The sequence below is a fragment of the Acidobacteriota bacterium genome, assembly GCA_016184105.1.
In the GTDB taxonomy this organism is placed as follows: Bacteria; Acidobacteriota; Vicinamibacteria; order Vicinamibacterales; family 2-12-FULL-66-21; genus JACPDI01.
Genome location: JACPDI010000051.1, coordinates 1 through 17,891 on the forward strand (window position 1 = coordinate 1; position 17,891 = coordinate 17,891).

Here is a 17,891-nt window from a genome sequence, read left to right on the forward strand (position 1 = left end):
GCGAGCTCCAACGCCTGCTCAGCCAGCATGCGCCTGGTCACGTTTGTGATGGTGGATAGCGCACCGCTGAATCGGCCTCCCGGCTCAACCAGCGGCGTTGAGTTCACGATCGTCCACACCAGGCTGCCGTCCCGGCTTCGGAGCCTCAGATCGTACTCGACGACGAGTCCGTGCTCTCGTCGATACATCTGCTCCAGGACAACGGCCTGATCTTCCTTGTCAACGAACTCCGCGACGAAGCTGAGCATGTGCCGCCCGATGATTTCACGCGACGTGCACCCGACGAGCTTCGCCATTGCGGCATTGACGAAGGCGTAGCGCCACTGTTCGTCGATGACGCAGATCCCTTCTTGAGCCGCATCCACCATCTGGCTCCAACGCCGCTCGTTTGCCGCCCATTTCATGTCGACCGGATCTGGATTCCAGTCCCCCTCTGCCATGGCGACGGTCCGGTAGATTTCACCCGCGCGCCCCTTGATCGAGAACACGCGCATGTGGACGACATGCGTCATCCCGGCGGGCGTTCTGATGTGGAACTGCTCGTCGAGCGGTTCCACCGTGGATCGCTGCCACGCCGCGGCAACTCGTTCGTGCTCCTCCGGGATCACCGCATCCAGCCAGGAGTCGGGATGCTCATAGAAGGACTTACGCGTCCGGCCCCAGATCTTCTCGTAGGCTCGGTTCACGTACCAAGATGTGGAAGCACCGTCGCAGCCCACATCGCTGACGAAGATCACTTCGCCAGCGTCCTCCGCGAGCTGCCGAATAAAATAGCGCTGGTCGAACTCTCCTGCGCCTTGTGGGGGGGCGAACAGATCTAATGAGGCGTGACCGGACCCTGCCCGCGGAGCCGATGAGGCGTCCGTCGTGAGATCCAAGGCAACTCCTCCTCGACGTCCGCGCTGCTCAAACCGAGTGCATGTATCACGCAGCGGGATGTCGCAGCCGGCTTTCGGCGTTCCCGACGTCGTCGCGGCAACTTCGATCGGGCTTCCGGGGCGACGCTACCAACCGAATCGGACGACCTGAGCCGGTGCTCTCGACAGCGTTCCTGAAGGACGCCGTCCTGCTCCCGGCAGCGGGCCAACTATGCCGTCAGCTGCCGCAGTTTGCAAGAGGTTATGACAAGGCCGCCAAGTGCTTCGACGAATCCCACCGAAACAGCCCTGCTGCGGCCCCGTGCCTTGTGCCTCGTGCCTAATCGGAGACCGCCAGCTCGCCGGGTCTCACCTTCCGGGTGCGCGGGAGCATGCCGCGCGACGAGAGCCACGCCACCCACGCGCAGATGCCCAGGAACACCGCGAGGTTGAGCACGTCGGCCGCGCGGCGGCGCGGCAGGAAGACCCACATCTGCCAGAGGACCGGCTGCGCGAGGCACGCCGCCCAGACGCTGCCGTAGAAGAACCGCCGCTCGTGCCCTTCGTTCTTCGTGGACGGCTTGACGCGCGGCAGCCATCCAGCGGCCCCCAGGAGCCAGATCGTCCCGGCGATTGGAAAGTACCCGACGTCGTACATCTGGCGCAGCCGCCACTGCCCCGTCGCGATCGCCCACACGAGGCCCGAGACGTTCAGCACGGCGAACGTGATCACGGCGCTCCACGCGAACGTGTAGCAGATGCGCCGGTACGGCGGGTTCGGCTTGTCCTCGGTGAAGCGAATGATGTACGGCGCGCGCTCGACGCCCGGGAGCCGTCCGCGCAGCGCCGCGATACCGGTGAAGAGCAGCACCGCGCCCAGCCAGAGCGCCATCCGCCGGTCGAACCCTCGCTCGAACAGATCGAAGGTCAGCGGACCTGGCGTGATGAAGAACACCCAGATCCAGATCGGCCAGTGAAGCACACGATAGGTCGCGGTGTTGCGGTCGCGGATGCGCCCGAGTTCGGCGAGCTCCCGCAAATCGCGGAATCTGCCACGCGGTGCTGGGTTCAGGGCGCTAGGTTCTGCGTTCTGGGTTCGGTTCACGGTTCCGGGTGCCCGGCATGCGCCGTGCTCAGCAGGCGGTATGGTACACCACTACACCGACCTGGACACCTGGAAGCTCGCCGATGAATTGCGCGCGCCACTGCCGCGCTGCTGGCGCACCTCCGGACCCAGAACCCGCGCCCGCAGTATCATGGCGTGCGGGGGGACCACGAGGTCGTTCTATGCACCCCCGTCTGCGCCACGCCTCCGCCGCTGCCATCCGCGACTTCGTCTCCCAGCGCACCCTCGCCGTCGTTGGCGTCTCGCGCAGCGGAAAGAAGTTCGCGAACTTCGCGTATCGCGAACTGCGAACGAAGGGGTACACCCTGGTACCGGTGAATCCCGGCGCCGAGACCGTCGAGGGGGAACGCTGCTACCGCAGCCTGCTCAACCTGCCCGGGCCGGTGGACGGCGCGGTGATCATCGCACCGCGGGAGCAGTCGCTGCAGGTCGTGCGCGAGGCGGCCGCGGCTGGCATTCGCCGGGTCTGGCTGCAGCAGGGGGCCGAATCGCAGCCGGCGATTGACGCCTGCGAGGACGCCGGCATCAACGTTGTCGCCGGCGAGTGCATCCTGATGTTTGCCGGGACGGAGCACTGGATCCATCGCGGTCACAGGTTCGTGCGGCGCCTGTTCGGCACGCTGCCGCGATAGCGCACGAGCGCCGACCGCAGGTGGCAGCCTCTGAACATGACCCGCGCGCCCGCACGCATCACCGTGAGCCGCACATCGAAGGAAGACTTCGGCGAGCGGCACCTCGTCGTCTCCGTGGACGGCACGAAGCTCGCCGACCTCCTCTTTGGGCACACGATGACCTGGGAGCTCGAGCCCGGACGGCACCGGCTGAAGGTGCACAACACGCTGGTGTGGAAGACGCTGGAGTTCGATCTGCCAAAGCCTGTTCGCTCGCAATGACCTGCGCACCGGCGTGCGCTGCGCTCGCACCCGCGAAGACCACGACGACACCCATTCTGACCAAGGCTTCGAACACTGGACTCCTCCTTCCAGTTTACGCGGCCGTGTCTCCCGGCTTGAGGTCCAGCACCTCGATCCCCATGGGCCCCACCAGCTCGCGGAGCCGGGCCGGTGTGCCGGTGAGCAGCGGGAAGGTGCCCCAATGCATGGGCACCACCTGCTTGACGCCGAGCAATTCGCAGGCGCGCGCGGCCGCATCCGGGCCCATGGTGAAATGGTCGCCAATCGGGAGGAACGCGATCGCCGGCGCGTAGAGGTCCTTCACGAATTTCATGTCGCCGAAGAGCGCCGTGTCCCCCGCGAAGTACGCGCGCAGGCCGTCCTCGAACGTGATCACGAAGCCCGCCGGCTCGCCAAGGTAGATGGGCTTGCCGTCTTCGACGGCGCCGCTGCTGTGCAGCGCGGTGGTCATCGAGATGGCGATGTCGCCGATGCGCTGCGTGCCGCCGATATTCATCGGGCTCGTGTGCTTCACGCCCTTCGCCTCGAGCCACGCGCACAGCTCGAAGATGCCCACAACGGTCGCACCGGTCGCGCGCGCGACAGGCACCACGTCACCCACGTGGTCGAAATGCCCGTGTGACAGGAGAATGAGGTCGGCCTTGTCGATCTTCTTCATCGACGCGGGGCACGCGGGGTTTCCGTCGAGCCACGGGTCGGTGACGATGCGTTTGCCCCCGGGGGAGGTGAGGATGAACGTCGAATGCCCGAGCCAGGTGATGGAAAGGGACTTCATCGGCGCATTGTATAATTTCCACGGATGTCCGACAGCGCTCCGGTGACCTTCATCCGCGGGCGGCACGCGCGCCGCCGTCTCGAGGAAGCGGCGCGGCAGCCCAAGCCCGAATGGCTGAAGGTGCGCGCCCCCGGCTCGCAGAACTACATGCGGCTCAAGGGACTCATGCGCGACCTCGGGCTGCATACGGTCTGCGAAGAGGCGAACTGCCCGAACATCGGCGAGTGCTGGCACCACGGCACCGCCACGTTCATGATCCTCGGAGACGTCTGCACGCGCTCGTGCGGGTACTGCAACGTGGTGCACGGCAAGCCGGGCCCGGCGGACCCCCGCGAGCCGGTGAAGGTCGCGGAGGCGGTCGCCTCCATGGCGCTCGAGTACGTCGTCATCACGTCGGTGGATCGCGATGACCTGCCGGATTTCGGCGCGTCGATCTTCGCCGGGGTCATCCGCGAGATCCGCGCGCGGCGGCCCGAGTGCCGCGTCGAAGTGCTGATCCCTGATTTCCAGGGGAACGACACATCGCTCCAGACGGTTCTCGACGCGCGCCCTGACGTGCTCAACCACAACATCGAAACGGTCCCGCGCCTGTACCGGACGGCGCGGCCGGGCGGGCGGTACGATCGCGCGCTGCAACTGCTCGATCGCGCGCGGCGGTTTGCGCCCGGGGTGCCGACCAAGTCGGGCGTCATGGTGGGGCTCGGCGAGGAGTTCGACGAGGTGGTGGCCACGATTGCCGACCTGGCGCACATCGGCTGCGGCATCCTGACGATCGGGCAGTATCTGCGCCCCTCGCTGGCGCACCTCCCGATGGCGCGCTACTACCATCCCAGCGAGTTCGCCGATCTGAAACGGATCGCGCTCGATCTCGGCTTCGGTCATGTCGAATCCGGTCCGCTCGTCCGCAGCTCGTATCACGCGCACGAACAGGCGCAATCGTACGAGCAGCGTTCCTGACCGTCGCCGGCCCGTCGGGTTGACATCGCCGCAGTCGGCGCTCGCGCGGGCCCATGCCGCGATCGTCGCCTGCAACGACTGCGCGCGCCTGCGCGAGTACTGCATCACCATCGGGCGCGTCAAGAACGCTGCGCACAGGAACGACGACTACTGGGCGCGCCCCGTCCCCGGGTTCGGCGACCCGGGGGCGCGGCTGCTCATCATCGGCCTGGCGCCCGCCGCGCACGGCGCAAACCGCACGGGGCGCATGTTCACCGGTGATGCGCCGGGGGGCTCCGGCGACTTCCTGATGGAGGCGATGCACGCCCACGGCTTCGCCAACCAACCGACCACGCGTCACAAAGACGACGGGCTGCGGCTGCAGGACGCCTTCATCGCCGCCACCGTGCGCTGCGCGCCGCCGGACAACAGGCCCACGCCGCGGGAGATCGGCCGCTGCGAGCGCCACCTGGACGCGGAGTTCGACGCGCTGCCCAACGTCGAAGTGATCGTCGCGCTGGGCAGGATTGCGTGGGATGCGACCTTCCGCCTCCTCGCGCGCCGGCGTGGCATCATCCTCCGCCCGCGCCCCGCGTTCGCCCACGGCGCACTCGTGCGGGTGCCGCAGCAGCTCGCGGTGATCGGCTCGTTCCACCCGAGCCGGCAGAACACGAATACGGGACGGTTGACGCAGCGCATGCTGCGCGAGGTGTTTGCGAGGGCGCGGCGGCAACTGGGGAGCTAGGGTTCAGGGTTCAGGCACGTGCGCCGCGAGCGCCCCGTCCGCCGACGCCGTCCCGCCGCCGCGGATCATCAGCGCCAGCGCAATGCCGATGGCGAGCAGGTGGTACTCGAACCCCTCGCCTTTCGCGGTGCCGTTCCAGTTCATAAAGAACCCGGCGGAGCCGTGATAGAGCGCCACCGCGACAACCATGACGCTCGCAATCCCAAATGCGGCGACGCGCGTCAGCAGGCCGGCAATCAACCCGAGGCTGCCGAGGAACTCGGCGGCAATGGCGAGCACGCCGAAGACGTATGGAATGCCCTGGCTCTGGAAATAACCCATGGTCCCGGCAAACCCATATCCCCCGAACCAGCCGAGCACCTTCTGGGCCCCGTGCGGGAATATCACGATCCCGAGCGTGAGCCGGAGCACCAGCGCGACCAGGTCTTCGCGCGTCGCGATGAGCTTCTGAAACATCTGCGCACCTCCTCGAAGAAAATGAGCTATAATAATTTCATATTTAATAATTAGATGTCAAACTAATCACCGCATCACATTTCCATGGGAACACATCACAAAGGGACGCCGCCGGAAGTGAGCGCGCTGAACGCCTACATCAAGCTGCGGCGTGCCGCCGGGGCAATTGACGCGCGGCTGGTCAGGGATATCGCCGATCGCGGTCTCACCGAGGCGCAGTTCGGCGTCCTCGAGGTCCTCTATCACCTCGGGCCGATGTGCCAGCGCGCCGTCGCGGCGAAGCAATTCACCAGCGGCGCCAACATGACGATGGTCTTGAATAACCTGGAGAAGCGCGGCCTGGTGAGGCGCGTGCGCAGCACGGAAGATCGGCGGCAGTACTTTGCCGAGCTGACGCCGGACGGACGGGCCCTGATCCGCAGGATCTTCCCCGGCCACGTCCAGCGGATCGTGGACGCGTTCGCCGCGCTGACGCGCGACGAGCAGGCGGAGCTCGGCGCGCTCTGCCGGAAGCTAGGCCTCGCGAACGCGGCGAATCGCGGCAAGGATTGAGTCCACCGACCGTTCCATGTCCCGGGCGGTCGTCGCCCACCCCGATACCGAGATGCGCATGGCCGGCTCGCCTGCCCACTGCGTGCCGCCGAGCCAGCACACGCCATCCTGCTGCACGGCGGCAATCACGGCGGGCGTCACGTTCGCGCCCGCGCGATCGGCCACGCGCAGCAGCACCTGGTTCAGCACCACATCATTCAGAACGGTGGCGCCCGGCTCGGGGCGCAGCCGGTCCGCCGCGAAACGGGCGTGCGCGCAGCACCGGGTCACAAGCTCCTGCACGCCGCGCCGCCCCAGCGCCCTGAGCGTCGCATAGACGGTAATCCCGCGTCCCCTGCGCGACAGCTCGGGCACCCAGTCCAGCGGATCCCGCTGCTGCCCTTCCGCAGAAACCAGATACGCGGCCGTGTGGCTCATCGCGGCGCCGTGCGCCTTCGGGTGCGCGGTCATGACGATGCCGCAGTCGTAGGGGACGTTCAGCCACTTGTGCGCGTCGGTGGCCCAGGAATCTGCGCGCTCGAGCCCGGACACCTGGTGGCGCAGCGCCGGCACGGCCGCCGCCCACAGGCCGAACGCGCCGTCCACGTGGAGCCATCCGCCGCGCTCGTGCGTCGCCTGCGCGATCGGCTCGAGCGGGTCGAACGCGCCGGTGTTGACGTTGCCCGCCTGCGCGCAGACGATTACGGGGCCATCGACGCGCGCCAGCGCCTCCACCAGCGCGCCGGCTCGCATGCGTCCCTGGTCGTCTGAATCCACTCGCACGAGGGTGGACGCGCCCAGCCCGAGCAACCTGCAGGCAGCGGGAATCGAGGAGTGCGCCTCCGCTCCCGCAACGACCGTCACGCGCGGCGCTCCCTGCAGCCCGTCCGCCTCCACGTCCCACCCTGCGCGGCCGAGCACGTCGTGCCGCGCGGCGGCGAGCGCGGTGGTGTTCGCCATGTGCCCGCCCGTCACGAACCCGATGCTCGCGTGCGCCGGCACGCCGAGGAGATCGATCAGCCACTGCCGTGCGACTTCCTCGATGGCTGACGCGGCAGGCGAGGCGATATGCAGGCCGGAGTTCTGATCCCACGCCGACGTCAGCCAGTCGGCTGCCACCGCCACGGGATAGCTGCCACCGATGACGAACCCGAAGTAGCGCGGCCCGGCGGTGGCGACGAGCCCCGGCTCAGCGTCGCGCGCCAGGGCCTCGATCACGCCCGCCGGATCCTGCGAGCGTTCAGGCAGCGGGCCGCCAAGGCGGGCGATGAGCGCGTCGGCGCTCTCGCGCGCGCGAACGGGCCGTCCGGCCAACGAGGAGATGTAGGCGGACGCGAGTTCGTGCGCCCGCGTGAGGAGGGCCGCGTACGGGTCAGGGCTTGCGCTTCGGCCGGTAGACATGGGTGCTGTGGCCGAAGAATACCTCGGCGGCCTCCATCACGGTCTCGGACAGCGTGGGGTGCGGGTGAATCGTCATCGCGACATCATCGACGAGCGCGCCCATCTCGATCGCGAGCACCCCTTCGGAGATCAGCTCGCCCGCGCCGGCGCCGACGATCCCGACGCCGAGCACGCGGCGCGTGTCGGGATCGACCACGAGCTTCGTCGAGCCGTCGGGGCGGTCGAGCGTGATGGCGCGGCCGATGGCGGCCCACGGGAAGCGGGCCACGTCCACCTTGATGCCGCGCTTCTGTGCCTCGGTCTCCGTCAGGCCACACCACGCGATCTCCGGGTCGGTGAAGACGACCGCGGGAATCGCGTTCGGCTCGAAGGCCGCATTCTTCCCCGCAATCGCGTCAACGGCCGTGCGCGCCTCGTGCGAGGCCTTGTGGGCGAGCATCGGCTCCCCCGCGACGTCGCCGATGGCGAAGATCGACGGCTCCGCGGTCCGCCGCGCGCCATCCGTCTCGATGAACCCGCGATCGGTGACCTTCACGCGCGTGCGATCGAGCCCCTCGATCTTCGCGTTCGGCCGGCGGCCGACCGAGATCAGCACCTTGTCGAACACCTGCGGCGTGCCGGTCACGCCTTCGCCTTCCAGGGTGACCCTGATCCCCTTCTTGTCGTCGGTGAGCGATGTGACCTTCGTGTTGAGCATCACCGCCTTGAACGTCTTCTCCGCCCGGCGCGCCAGCACGCCCACGAGGTCGCGGTCCGCGCCCGGCAGCAGGCCGTCGGTCATTTCAACGACCGATACGTCGGAACCGAGCGCGGCGTAGACCGTGCCCAGCTCGAGGCCGATGTAGCCGCCGCCGATCACGAGCAGCTTCCCGGGGACGTCGGCCAGCTCCAGCGCCGTGGTGGAGTCCATGACCCGCGGGCTGTCGGTCGAAAGGCCCGGGATCTTCGACGGAAGCGATCCTGTGGCGATGATCGCGTGCTCGAACACGAGCTTCTGCGCGCCCCCTGCGGCCAGCTTCACGTCGAGCGATCGCGCATCGGCAAATGCGGCCCACCCCCGCACGTACGTGATCTTCCGCATCTTCGTCATCTGGCCGAGCCCGCCGGTGAGCTTGCCCACGACCGCGTCTTTCCAGGAGCGGAGCTTGTCGAGATCGATTTTCGGTGCCGGGAACGTGACGCCGAACGCGCCGGCGTCGTGCGACTCGCTGATGACTTTCGCCGCGTGCAGCAGCGCCTTCGAGGGGATGCATCCCCGATAGAGACAGACGCCGCCGGGGTTCGTATCCGGATCCACGAGCGCGACGCTCATCCCGAGGTCCGCCGCGTAGAACGCCGCGGCGTACCCGCCGGGGCCAGCGCCGATGACAACGGCTTGGACTGAGATATCAGAAGGCATGAGAGCATCCACAGGCTTCAGGGTTCAGGATTCAGGGCTCAGGACCAAACCCTCAACCCTGAATCCCGGCAAGCGTCAGAGCACGAGCAGCAGCGGCTGCTCGAGCGCCTCGCAGACCCAGCGCAGGAACCGCGCGGCGTCTGCGCCGTCGATGACGCGATGGTCGTAGGACAGCGACAGCGGCAGCATCAGCCGCGGCTCGAACGAGCCGCCGGTCCCGCCGGCGCCCGCCGGGCGCCACACGGGCCGCATCTCGGCGCGCGACAGGCCGAGGATCGCCACTTCCGGCGCGTTGATGATGGGCGTGAACGACGTGCCGCCGATGCCCCCGAGGTTCGTGATGCTCATCCCGCCGCCCGCCATGTCGTCGGGCGCGAGCTTGCGGTCGCGCGCCTTCTTCGCGGCGGCGGCGACCTCCACGGACAGCTCCACGATCGTCTTCCGGTCCGCGTCGCGCACGACCGGCACCAGCAACCCTCGCTCGGTGTCGACCGCCACGCCCACGTTGATGTACCTGCGGTACACGATCTGGTCGTTGGGCAGGTCAATCGACGCGTTGAACTGCGGAAACCGCTTCATGGCTTCGGCGATCACCTTGACGGCGATGGCCGTGATGGTCAGCTTGCCGCCGGCGGCCTCGGCGCGCGGCGCGTACTGCTTCCGCAAGTCCTCCAACGCCGTGATGTCCGCCTGGTCGTGCTGCGTGACGTGCGGTGCGGCCCAGGCCGCGGTGAGGTGCTCCGCCGTCTTGCGACGAATATTGCTCATCGGCTTGCGCTCGACCTCACCCCACTTCGCCAAATCGGGCAGCGGCGCCGGTTCGGCGCCGCCGGCTGCCGGGCGAGCGCGCACGAACGCCTTGACGTCCTGTTCGCTGATCCGCCCGGCGGGGCCGGATCCCTGGACGCGCCGGATGTCCACACCCAGCTCGCGCGCCATCCGCCGCACCGACGGCGCGGCCGGCACCGGCGCGATGTCCGCGGGAACGTCCACGGCGGCTGCCGCCGCCGCGGGCTGGCGCGCGCCGCGCGAGATGTCCACGACCTTGCGCGACGGCTCCCGCGCCCCCTCGGACTGTTGCGGCTGCGGCGTGGTGGCCCGGGGCGCTGCTTCTGCGCCTTCGGCGCCTTCTGCTGTGGAAACGGGCTGGGCCGCCGGCGCCGGCGCCGCGTCTGCCTTCGGCGCCGCTTCCTTTGCGGGGGGCTTCGGCGCGCCTTCCTCGACGCGCAGGATCAACTGCCCGACCTTCACCTTGTCCCCCTGCTTGACGGCGATCCCGGTGATCGTTCCCGCCACGGTGGACGGGACCTCAATGGTGGCCTTGTCCGTCTCCAGCTCCAGCACCGGCTGGTCTTTCGCGATGGCGTCGCCGGCCTTCACGAGGAGGCGGACGACGTCGCCCGCCGTGATGTTTTCGCCAAGTTCAGGAACGTTGAAATCCGTCGCCACTCGTCACACCTATGAGATCCGCGGGTTCTTCTTGCCGGGATCGATGCCGAGATCCTTGATCGCCTTCGCGACGACCTTCGCGTCCGCCTCGCCCCCCCGGGCGAGCGCCGACAAGGCCGCGACCGCGACGTAGCGCGCATCCACTTCGAAGAAGTTCCGCAGCCCCGCGCGGTCCTCGCTCCGTCCGAACCCGTCGGTCCCGAGCGTCACCATCGGCCTGCCGATCCAGCGGGCGAGAGCGTCGGGCAGGATCTTCATGTAGTCGGACGCCGCCACGACCACGCCGGGCGTGTCCGACAGGCACTCGGACACGTACGGCCGGCGCGGCTTCTCGGCCGGATGGAGCATGTTCCAGCGCTCCACGTCGTGCGCCTCGCGCGACAGCTCGTTGTAGCTGGTCACGCTCCACACGTCGGCGGCGACATCGTACTTCTCGAGCAGTTTCTGCGCCGCGATCACCTCGTTGAGGATGGCGCCGCTGCCGAGCAGTTGCGCGCGCAGCGTCGCGCCGCCGTTCTCGGCCGCGCGGAACTTGTACATCCCCTTCAGGATGCCCTCGCGCACGCCGTCCGGCATCCGCGGCATCTCGTACTGCTCGTTCATGACGGTGATGTAGTAGAAGACGTTCTCGCCCTCCTTGTACATCCTCCGGATCCCGTCGCCGATAATCACGGCGATCTCGTAGGCGTAGGCCGGGTCGTACGAGAGGCAGTTGGGCACCGGCGACGACAGCACGTGGCTGTGACCGTCCTGGTGCTGCAGTCCTTCGCCCGCCAGCGTCGTGCGGCCGGCGGTGCCGCCGAGCAGGAAGCCCTTCGTGCGCGCGTCGCCGGCCGCCCAGATCAGATCGCCAATCCGCTGGAAGCCGAACATCGAGTAGTAGATGAAGAAGGGGATCGTGTTGATGCCGTAGGTCGCATAGGCGGTGCCCGCCGCGATGAACGACGACATCGACCCGGCCTCCGTGATGCCTTCCTCGAGGATCTGCCCGTCTTTCGCTTCCTTGTAGTAGAGCAGCGTGTCCATGTCGACCGGCTCGTAGGTCTGGCCGGCGTGCGAGTAAATGCCGACCGCGCGGAAGAGCGACTCCATGCCGAAGGTGCGCGCCTCGTCAGGAACGATCGGAACGATCAGGTCCCCGATCTCCTTGTCACGAAGGAGCTTCGACAACATCCGCACGAACACCATCGTGGTGGACGCCTTGCGCCCCTCGGTGCCCTTGTAGAACTCCTCGAAGAGCGGCTCGAGCGGCGTCGTCACCGGGACGAAGTGCGTCTGCCGGCACGGTACCGCGCCGCCGAGCGCCTTCCGGCGCTCCCGCATGTACTTCAGCTCGGGGCTGTCATCCGGCGGCCGGTAGAACGGCGCTTCGGCGATCTGCTCGTCTGAAATCGGAATGCCGAAGCGGCTGCGGAACGACCGCAGGTCCTCGTCGTTCATCTTCTTCTGCTGGTGGGTGATGTTCTTGCCCTCGCCCGCCTCGCCCAGGCCGTAGCCCTTGATGGTGCGCGCGAGGATCACCGTCGGCTGCCCCTTGTGGGTGACGGCCGCGCGATACGCGTTGTAGACCTTGAGCGGATCGTGGCCGCCGAGGCGCAGCCGCTTGATTTGATCATCGGACATGCCTTTGACCAGCTCGGCGAGCCGCGGGTCCTTTCCGAAGAAATGTTCGCGGGTGTAGGCGCCGGACTCGACCGCGTACTTCTGGTACTCGCCGTCCACGATCTCCCCCATCCGCCTGGCGAGGACGCCTTCCTTGTCCTTCGCGAACAGCGGGTCCCAGTCGCTGCCCCAGATCACCTTGATGACGTTCCAGCCCGCGCCGCGGAACGCGGCCTCGAGCTCCTGGATGATCTGGCCGTTGCCGCGCACGGGCCCGTCCAGCCGCTGCAGGTTGCAGTTGACGACGAAGATCAGGTTGTCGAGCTTCTCGCGCGACGCGAGCGTGATGGCGCCGAGCGTTTCCGGCTCGTCCGTCTCGCCGTCGCCGAGGAACGCCCACACCTTGTTGTCGGCCGGCCGCTTCAGGCCGCGATCCTCCAGGTAGCGCATGAAGCGCGCCTGGTAGATCGCCATGATCGGCCCGAGTCCCATCGACACCGTGGGGAACTGCCAGAAGTCCGGCATCAGCCACGGGTGCGGGTACGACGAGAGGCCGCCCCCCTCGGCCGTCTCGCGGCGGAAGTTCTGGAGCGGCTTCTGGTTGATCCGCCCCTCGAGGAACGCACGCGCGTAGATGCCGGGCGAGGCGTGCCCCTGGAAGAAGATGATGTCGCCGTCGTGATCCTTCGTGCGGCCGCGGAAAAAATGGTTGAACCCCACCTCGTAGAGCGTCGCCGCCGAGGCGTAGGTGGAAATGTGGCCGCCGATGCCGTCCGAGATCCGGTTCTGCCGGATGACCATCGCGAGCGCGTTCCACCGCACGAGGCTCTTGATGCGGCGCTCGATCTCCTGGCTGCCCGGGAGCGAGACCTGCTGGTCGGCCGGAATGGTGTTGATGTAGGGGGTCGTTGCCGAGAACGGCAGTCGGAAGCCGGACTGGCGGATGCGGATGCCGAGCGCTTCAAACAGGCGGATGACCCGATCGCGGTCCCCCTGGCGGAGCACATAATCGAGCGACTCGAGCCATTCGCGCGTTTCCTGGGCCTCGAGCGCTGCATCGTCGTTCGGAGCAGTCTGCTTCATTGCTGCGTGTCCCTGCGTAGTTATCCGCGGCTGGATAACCTTTCCATTCTATCGCCATCGGAGAGTGGTCGTCACGCGCGAGCCTGCGCGCGTGCACCTCCCCCGGCCATTCCCCATCCCCCCTGGGTCCCCTGCGTCCCCTGTGGTCGTTGATCCTGCGTCCTCCGCGGTCACAGGTGCTACACTGAGCCACACCGCGACATCGACCAGGGAGAGCTGCGACGTGACACCCGCGTGGTTCCCGAAGTTGGATCGTCTCACGGCGCGTCTCGCGGCAGGCATCTCGATCCTGGTCGTGGTGCCGCTGGCCGGCGGCCTGTACCTTCTCTCCCGCTATCAATACGATCAAACCATCGCGGCCCGGCGCGCAGCCGCTGAGCTCGAGAACCGCATCCTCGAAACCTCGCTCCGCCATCAGATGCTGACCCGGGACAGCCGCCTGATGACGCGGATCCTGGAGGAAGTCGCGCGGCATCCAGAGGTGCGCCGGGCGATGGTCATCGACCACAACGGCGTCGTCCGGCTGTCGAGCCGCGACATGGACGTGGGCGTGCGGTTCTCGCGCGATTCCCCGACCTGCCTCGTGTGCCACTCGAAGAGCCCCGGTGAGCGGGCCCGGTGGGTGCTCCTTCACGATGACGGCATCGACGTGCTCCGCTCGGTCCAGCCGATTGAGAACCGCCCCGAGTGCCACCGGTGTCACAATGCCGCGGCCAAGTTGAACGGCATCCTCATCATGGATGTGTCCCTCGCGCCCATCCAGGCCAAGGCGCGGAAAGAGCTGCAGCAGATCACGACGGCCACTATCGCCTTGACCTTCGTCCTGCTCGCGGGCGTCGGACTGCATCTCCGCCGGGTCGTGCTCTCCCGCCTTGGCAGGCTGAGCCGCGCGGCCCGCGCCGTCGCGGCGGGCGCGTTCGGCCAGCGGATCGATCCCGGGGGCAACGATGTGATCGCCTCGCTGGCGACCGACTTCAACCACATGGCGGATGCCGCCTCGTCGCTCATCGAAGACGTCAAGGGGCGCGAGCAGCAGCTCGCCGGCGTGCTCAACAGCCTCGATGACGGCCTGGTGGTGCTGGACCGCAACTTCCAGGTGGTGGCGGCGAACCGTTCCATCGCGAGCCGGCTGTGCGCGTACCCCGAGACGCTCCGCGGCCGCAACTGTCGCGACGCCGTGGGGCACGCGCTGCCGTGCCGCGAGGATCCGGAGTGCCCGACCGCGCGGTGCCTGTCCACGGGCAAGCTGCAGCGCGCGACCTACGGGCTCCCGTCGGGCTCGAACGGCAAGGGGCGCGTCCACGAGGTGTACGCCTCGCCGGTGTTCGACGACAACGGCTCGGTGACCCAGGTGGTGGAGGTGTGGCGCGACATCACCGATCGGGTGCGCGAAGAGGAGCGCCTGGCGGAGATCGAGCGGATGTCGTCGCTCGGCGTGCTCGCCTCCGGCCTGTCGCACGAAGTGAACACGCCGCTCGCCTCGACGCTCACGTGCGCGGAGGCGATTCTCGATCAGCTCGAGGGGGCGGAGCTGGCCGCGTGCGAGCCGGTCACGATGGACGCGATTCGCGAGAGCGCGGCCACGATTCGCGACCAGGTGCTGCGCTGCCGCCGGATCACCGACCGCTTCCTCCGTTTCGCGCGCGGCATCCCTCCGGCCATCGAACCGATCGACCTCCTGGAGGCCGTGCGCAACGTCATGGAGCTGGCGCGTCCGACCGCCCGTGAAGCGGGCGTCGAGCTGGTGCTCGACGGCGACGGCCCGATCCCGGTCGTCACCGCCAACACCGAAGTCGTCCAGCACGTCGTGCTCAACCTGCTCGTCAACGCGATCCAGTCTTTCGAGGCGGGAGGCGGGCGCGTGACCGCGCGGTTCGCCGTCGATGCTGATGCCATTCGCCTGCAGATCCGAGACAATGGCTGCGGCATCCCGATGGATATCCAGAAGCACCTGTTCGAGCCGTTCCGCACGCAGAAGCCGCGCGGCACGGGCATGGGGCTGTTCCTGTCGCGCACCTTCATGCGCCGGTTCAACGGCGAGGTGCGCCTCGTGGACAGCGCCCCGGGCCGCGGGTCGTGCATCGAGGTGGTGTTTCCGCGATCGAGCCGCGAAGCCGAATGAGCCATGCCCAACAAGAACACCCGCATTCTGCTGGTCGATGACGACACGACCTTCCGTCGCGTGATGGACACGGAGCTGACGCGCCGGGGCTACAAGGTCGTGGCGGTGGCCTCCGGAGCCGAGGCGCTCGAACAGGCGCCGCGCGCCAACGCGGACGTCACGCTGCTGGACCTGCGGCTGCCGGACATGGACGGCATCGAGGTGCTGAAGCGGCTGCAGGAGCGCAACACCCCGAGTGCGGTCGTCGTGCTGACGGCGCACGGCACGATCGACACGGCCATCCAGGCGATCCGCCTCGGCGCGCACGATTATCTCGAGAAGCCCTGCCCGATTGCGAAGCTCGAGATGGCCATCCAGAAGACCTGCGAGCACGAGCGGCTGGTCAAGCGGCAGCGCGTCCTCGAAGATGGCTACGCGGCGCCGAACGTCGCGCCAGGACTGGTCGGGGCCAGCCCCGCGTTCGTGAAGCTGATGGACAACGTCGCCCGGATTGCGAGGGCCGGTGCAACCACCCTCGTACTGGGGGAGACCGGCGTCGGCAAGGAGGTGGTCGCGGCGCTGCTGCACGCGCAGAGCCCCCGCGGCGACGCACCGTTTGTCGTCGTCGACTGCGCATCGCTGCACGAAGAACTGCTGCAGAGCGAGATTTTCGGCCACGAGCGCGGCGCATTCACCGGCGCCAACCGCCTGAAGCACGGGCTGTTCGAAGTGGCCAGCGGCGGCACGATCTTCCTCGATGAAGTCGGCGACATCAGCCCCGACGTCCAGGCCAAGCTTCTGCGCGTCCTCGAAACCGGCCGCTTCCGCCGGCTGGGGGGGACCGACGAAATCTCGGTGGACGTTCGCATCATCGCCGCCACCAACCGCGACCTCCGGTCGGCGATCTCACGCGGCCATTTCCGGGAGGACCTGTTCTACCGCCTCGCCACGTTCGTCGTGGAGATCCCGCCGCTGCGCGAGCGCCCGGAGGATATCCGGCTGCTCGTCGAGCACTACGCCGCGCAGCTCAACCAGCGGTTCTCGCTCGACAAGCGGGTGGGGCCCGAGGCCATGGACGCCCTCCTGCGCCATTCCTGGCCCGGCAACGTCCGTGAACTGATTCACGTGCTGGAGCAGGCCGTGGTGCTCAGCGACGACGACGAGATCGGGCGTGAGGATCTCCCGCCGCCAATTCGCGGCGTGAGGGCCGAGGCCGCGGCCCCGCCGGAAGAAGGAAGGGAAGAAGGAAGGGAAGAAGAAAACCTGACGCTGCGCGAAGTGCAGCGCCGGCACGTGTTCCGGGTGCTGGAGAAGGCGGCGGGCAATCGCGCCCAGGCCGCTCGCCTGCTCGGCACGAGCGAACGCACGTTCTACCGGCTGCTCGAACGCTATCGCGGTGCATCGAATCCGCCGCCGCGAGCGAAAGTCCCTTCGTCCTCGCCCAAGCGAGAGTCCTGACAGTTCTGACAGGCTCGCGCCCCCTGCACCTGCCAGAACTAACAGGCTGCGCGCGCGTCTCCGCCTCCAGGCAAACCCCGCCACTCGCCTCTCGCGCACGTTTTCGGCCTGATTCAACGGATCGGCACACCGGCCGGGCTTGCGGAACGGAGGTTGCTCATGCGCACGTGCAAAAGGAGGCAGAGGGATGGAAGGAATGGTGGCTCTCGTCCTGGTCCTCACACTTCTGTTCGGCGGCATGATGCTGGCCCTCGTCATGGGCTACCGCGACATCGAGGAGCGTCGCGGCCTTGACGCGGCGCGGGCGGCCGGCGCGTCGCGCGCGGCAAACGCCGCGATGGTCCCCGGGTTCTTCACCGGCGCGAAGAGCGGGGCCTACGCCGTCGGTCCGGCCATTTCGTTTGACGAGATGCTGCTCACGCGTCTCGAGCAGCACGTGCAGGCCGAGCACGAGCGAGTGGCGGAGTTCGTCCACTTCCCGTCGATGGATCGGCTGTATCGCGCGTCGGATTCGCAGCTTCACGTTCACTGATCGGAGGGCACGTGACGCTCACCGCGCAGATGCACGAAGTGCTCAAGAACGCCGAGCTGTTCCGGGGATTCACCCTGGACGGCATCTGGCGGCTGACGGCGATCGGCCGGTCGCGCGCGCTGGCCGCCGGAGATTATCTCTTTCTCCTCGGCGACCCGGCGGAGTGCATTTACGTCGTGGCGAACGGGGCGATGGAGCTGTGCCTCCCCATGACGGTTGCCGGTGCGGTCAGGGACGTGCGCGTGGAATCGGCCGGAGCAGGCAAGGCGCTCGGCTGGTCCGCGCTCGTGCGCCCCTACCGCTTCACACTGTCCGCGCGCGCGGCTGAAGCGGCCGTGGTCATCGGCTTTCCGCGCGCAGACCTTCAGGTGCTGTTCGACGCAGCGCCCGACCTCGGAAAGTGCTTTCTTGGAAATCTGTCGGAGCTGGTCGGCGTCCGTCTGCTCACGTTCCAGACCTTGTGGGTCCGCGAGCTGCAGCATGCGGTGCTGAACGAAGCGAACCAGCGCAGGTGACACAGGAGCCG

The 17,891-nt window shown here is 67.9% G+C and carries 17 protein-coding genes; 9 read left to right on the forward strand and 8 right to left on the reverse strand.

The genetic code is table 11. From position 1 onward, the window contains the following. A partial coding sequence (locus tag HYU53_17220) for a PAS domain S-box protein (GenBank protein ID MBI2222931.1) occupies window positions 1–878 on the reverse strand: 878 nt, incomplete at its 3' end. A gap of 319 nt (window positions 879–1,197) precedes the next feature. Further along, on the reverse strand, window positions 1,198–1,896 hold the full coding sequence (locus HYU53_17225; GenBank protein MBI2222932.1) for a hypothetical protein: 699 nt from the start codon (window positions 1,894–1,896) through the stop codon (window positions 1,198–1,200). Between the two features lie 248 nt (window positions 1,897–2,144). Here HYU53_17225 and HYU53_17230 point away from each other — a divergent pair, with 248 nt between their 5' ends. Together HYU53_17230 and HYU53_17235 are read left to right on the forward strand one after the other, a co-directional pair. Further along, entirely contained in the window at window positions 2,145–2,615 is a 471-nt protein-coding gene (locus HYU53_17230; protein MBI2222933.1) for a CoA-binding protein, read from the forward strand. 36 nt (window positions 2,616–2,651) lie between these two features. After that, window positions 2,652–2,876, forward strand: a complete 225-nt coding sequence (locus HYU53_17235) for a hypothetical protein (GenBank protein ID MBI2222934.1) — start codon at window positions 2,652–2,654, stop codon at window positions 2,874–2,876. 94 nt (window positions 2,877–2,970) lie between these two features. On the opposite strand, the gene HYU53_17240 is transcribed toward HYU53_17235, so the two are convergent. Next, on the reverse strand, window positions 2,971–3,672 hold the full coding sequence (locus tag HYU53_17240) for a metal-dependent hydrolase (protein MBI2222935.1): 702 nt from the start codon (window positions 3,670–3,672) through the stop codon (window positions 2,971–2,973). Between the two features lie 24 nt (window positions 3,673–3,696). Here HYU53_17240 and lipA point away from each other — a divergent pair, with 24 nt between their 5' ends. Then, complete coding sequence (gene lipA, locus HYU53_17245; protein MBI2222936.1) at window positions 3,697–4,629, forward strand: lipoyl synthase; 933 nt, start codon at window positions 3,697–3,699, stop codon at window positions 4,627–4,629. Then, the gene (locus HYU53_17250) at window positions 4,553–5,353 is read left to right on the forward strand and encodes a uracil-DNA glycosylase (GenBank protein ID MBI2222937.1); all 801 of its coding nucleotides are present in this window, start codon (window positions 4,553–4,555) and stop codon (window positions 5,351–5,353) included. Before lipA ends, HYU53_17250 begins: the two co-directional genes overlap by 77 nt. 3 nt (window positions 5,354–5,356) lie before the next feature. On the opposite strand, the gene HYU53_17255 is transcribed toward HYU53_17250, so the two are convergent. Next, window positions 5,357–5,809: a DoxX family protein gene (locus HYU53_17255; GenBank protein ID MBI2222938.1), complete on the reverse strand. Its 453-nt coding sequence runs from the start codon at window positions 5,807–5,809 to the stop codon at window positions 5,357–5,359. 84 nt (window positions 5,810–5,893) lie between these two features. Here HYU53_17255 and HYU53_17260 point away from each other — a divergent pair, with 84 nt between their 5' ends. Further along, entirely contained in the window at window positions 5,894–6,361 is a 468-nt protein-coding gene (locus HYU53_17260; protein MBI2222939.1) for a MarR family transcriptional regulator, read from the forward strand. Here the strand turns inward: HYU53_17260 and HYU53_17265 are convergent. The 4 genes from HYU53_17265 to aceE form a co-directional block, all read right to left on the reverse strand. After that, window positions 6,323–7,741 (reverse strand): aspartate aminotransferase family protein, encoded by a 1,419-nt coding sequence (locus tag HYU53_17265; protein ID MBI2222940.1) that lies wholly within the window; start codon window positions 7,739–7,741, stop codon window positions 6,323–6,325. The two genes, HYU53_17260 and HYU53_17265, sit on opposite strands and share 39 nt — an antisense overlap. Further along, the gene (gene lpdA, locus HYU53_17270; GenBank protein MBI2222941.1) at window positions 7,713–9,140 is read right to left on the reverse strand and encodes a dihydrolipoyl dehydrogenase; all 1,428 of its coding nucleotides are present in this window, start codon (window positions 9,138–9,140) and stop codon (window positions 7,713–7,715) included. Before lpdA ends, HYU53_17265 begins: the two co-directional genes overlap by 29 nt. Before the next feature lie 75 nt (window positions 9,141–9,215). After that, window positions 9,216–10,589 (reverse strand): 2-oxo acid dehydrogenase subunit E2, encoded by a 1,374-nt coding sequence (locus HYU53_17275; protein MBI2222942.1) that lies wholly within the window; start codon window positions 10,587–10,589, stop codon window positions 9,216–9,218. Window positions 10,590–10,598: 9 nt separating this feature from the next. Then, window positions 10,599–13,274, reverse strand: a complete 2,676-nt coding sequence (gene aceE / locus HYU53_17280) for a pyruvate dehydrogenase (acetyl-transferring), homodimeric type (protein ID MBI2222943.1) — start codon at window positions 13,272–13,274, stop codon at window positions 10,599–10,601. A 223-nt stretch (window positions 13,275–13,497) separates the two neighbouring features. Here aceE and HYU53_17285 point away from each other — a divergent pair, with 223 nt between their 5' ends. The 4 genes from HYU53_17285 to HYU53_17300 all read left to right on the forward strand — a co-directional run bounded on the left by HYU53_17285 (window position 13,498) and on the right by HYU53_17300 (window position 17,880). Then, entirely contained in the window at window positions 13,498–15,396 is a 1,899-nt protein-coding gene (locus tag HYU53_17285) for a PAS domain-containing protein (protein MBI2222944.1), read from the forward strand. A gap of 3 nt (window positions 15,397–15,399) precedes the next feature. After that, window positions 15,400–16,833 (forward strand): sigma-54-dependent Fis family transcriptional regulator, encoded by a 1,434-nt coding sequence (locus tag HYU53_17290; GenBank protein MBI2222945.1) that lies wholly within the window; start codon window positions 15,400–15,402, stop codon window positions 16,831–16,833. 196 nt (window positions 16,834–17,029) lie between these two features. After that, window positions 17,030–17,365, forward strand: a complete 336-nt coding sequence (locus HYU53_17295) for a hypothetical protein (protein ID MBI2222946.1) — start codon at window positions 17,030–17,032, stop codon at window positions 17,363–17,365. Window positions 17,366–17,376: 11 nt separating this feature from the next. After that, window positions 17,377–17,880 carry a cyclic nucleotide-binding domain-containing protein gene (locus HYU53_17300; protein MBI2222947.1) on the forward strand — a complete coding sequence of 168 codons (504 nt, stop codon included), beginning with the start codon at window positions 17,377–17,379 and terminating at the stop codon, window positions 17,878–17,880. Window positions 17,881–17,891: the final 11 nt, after the last annotated feature.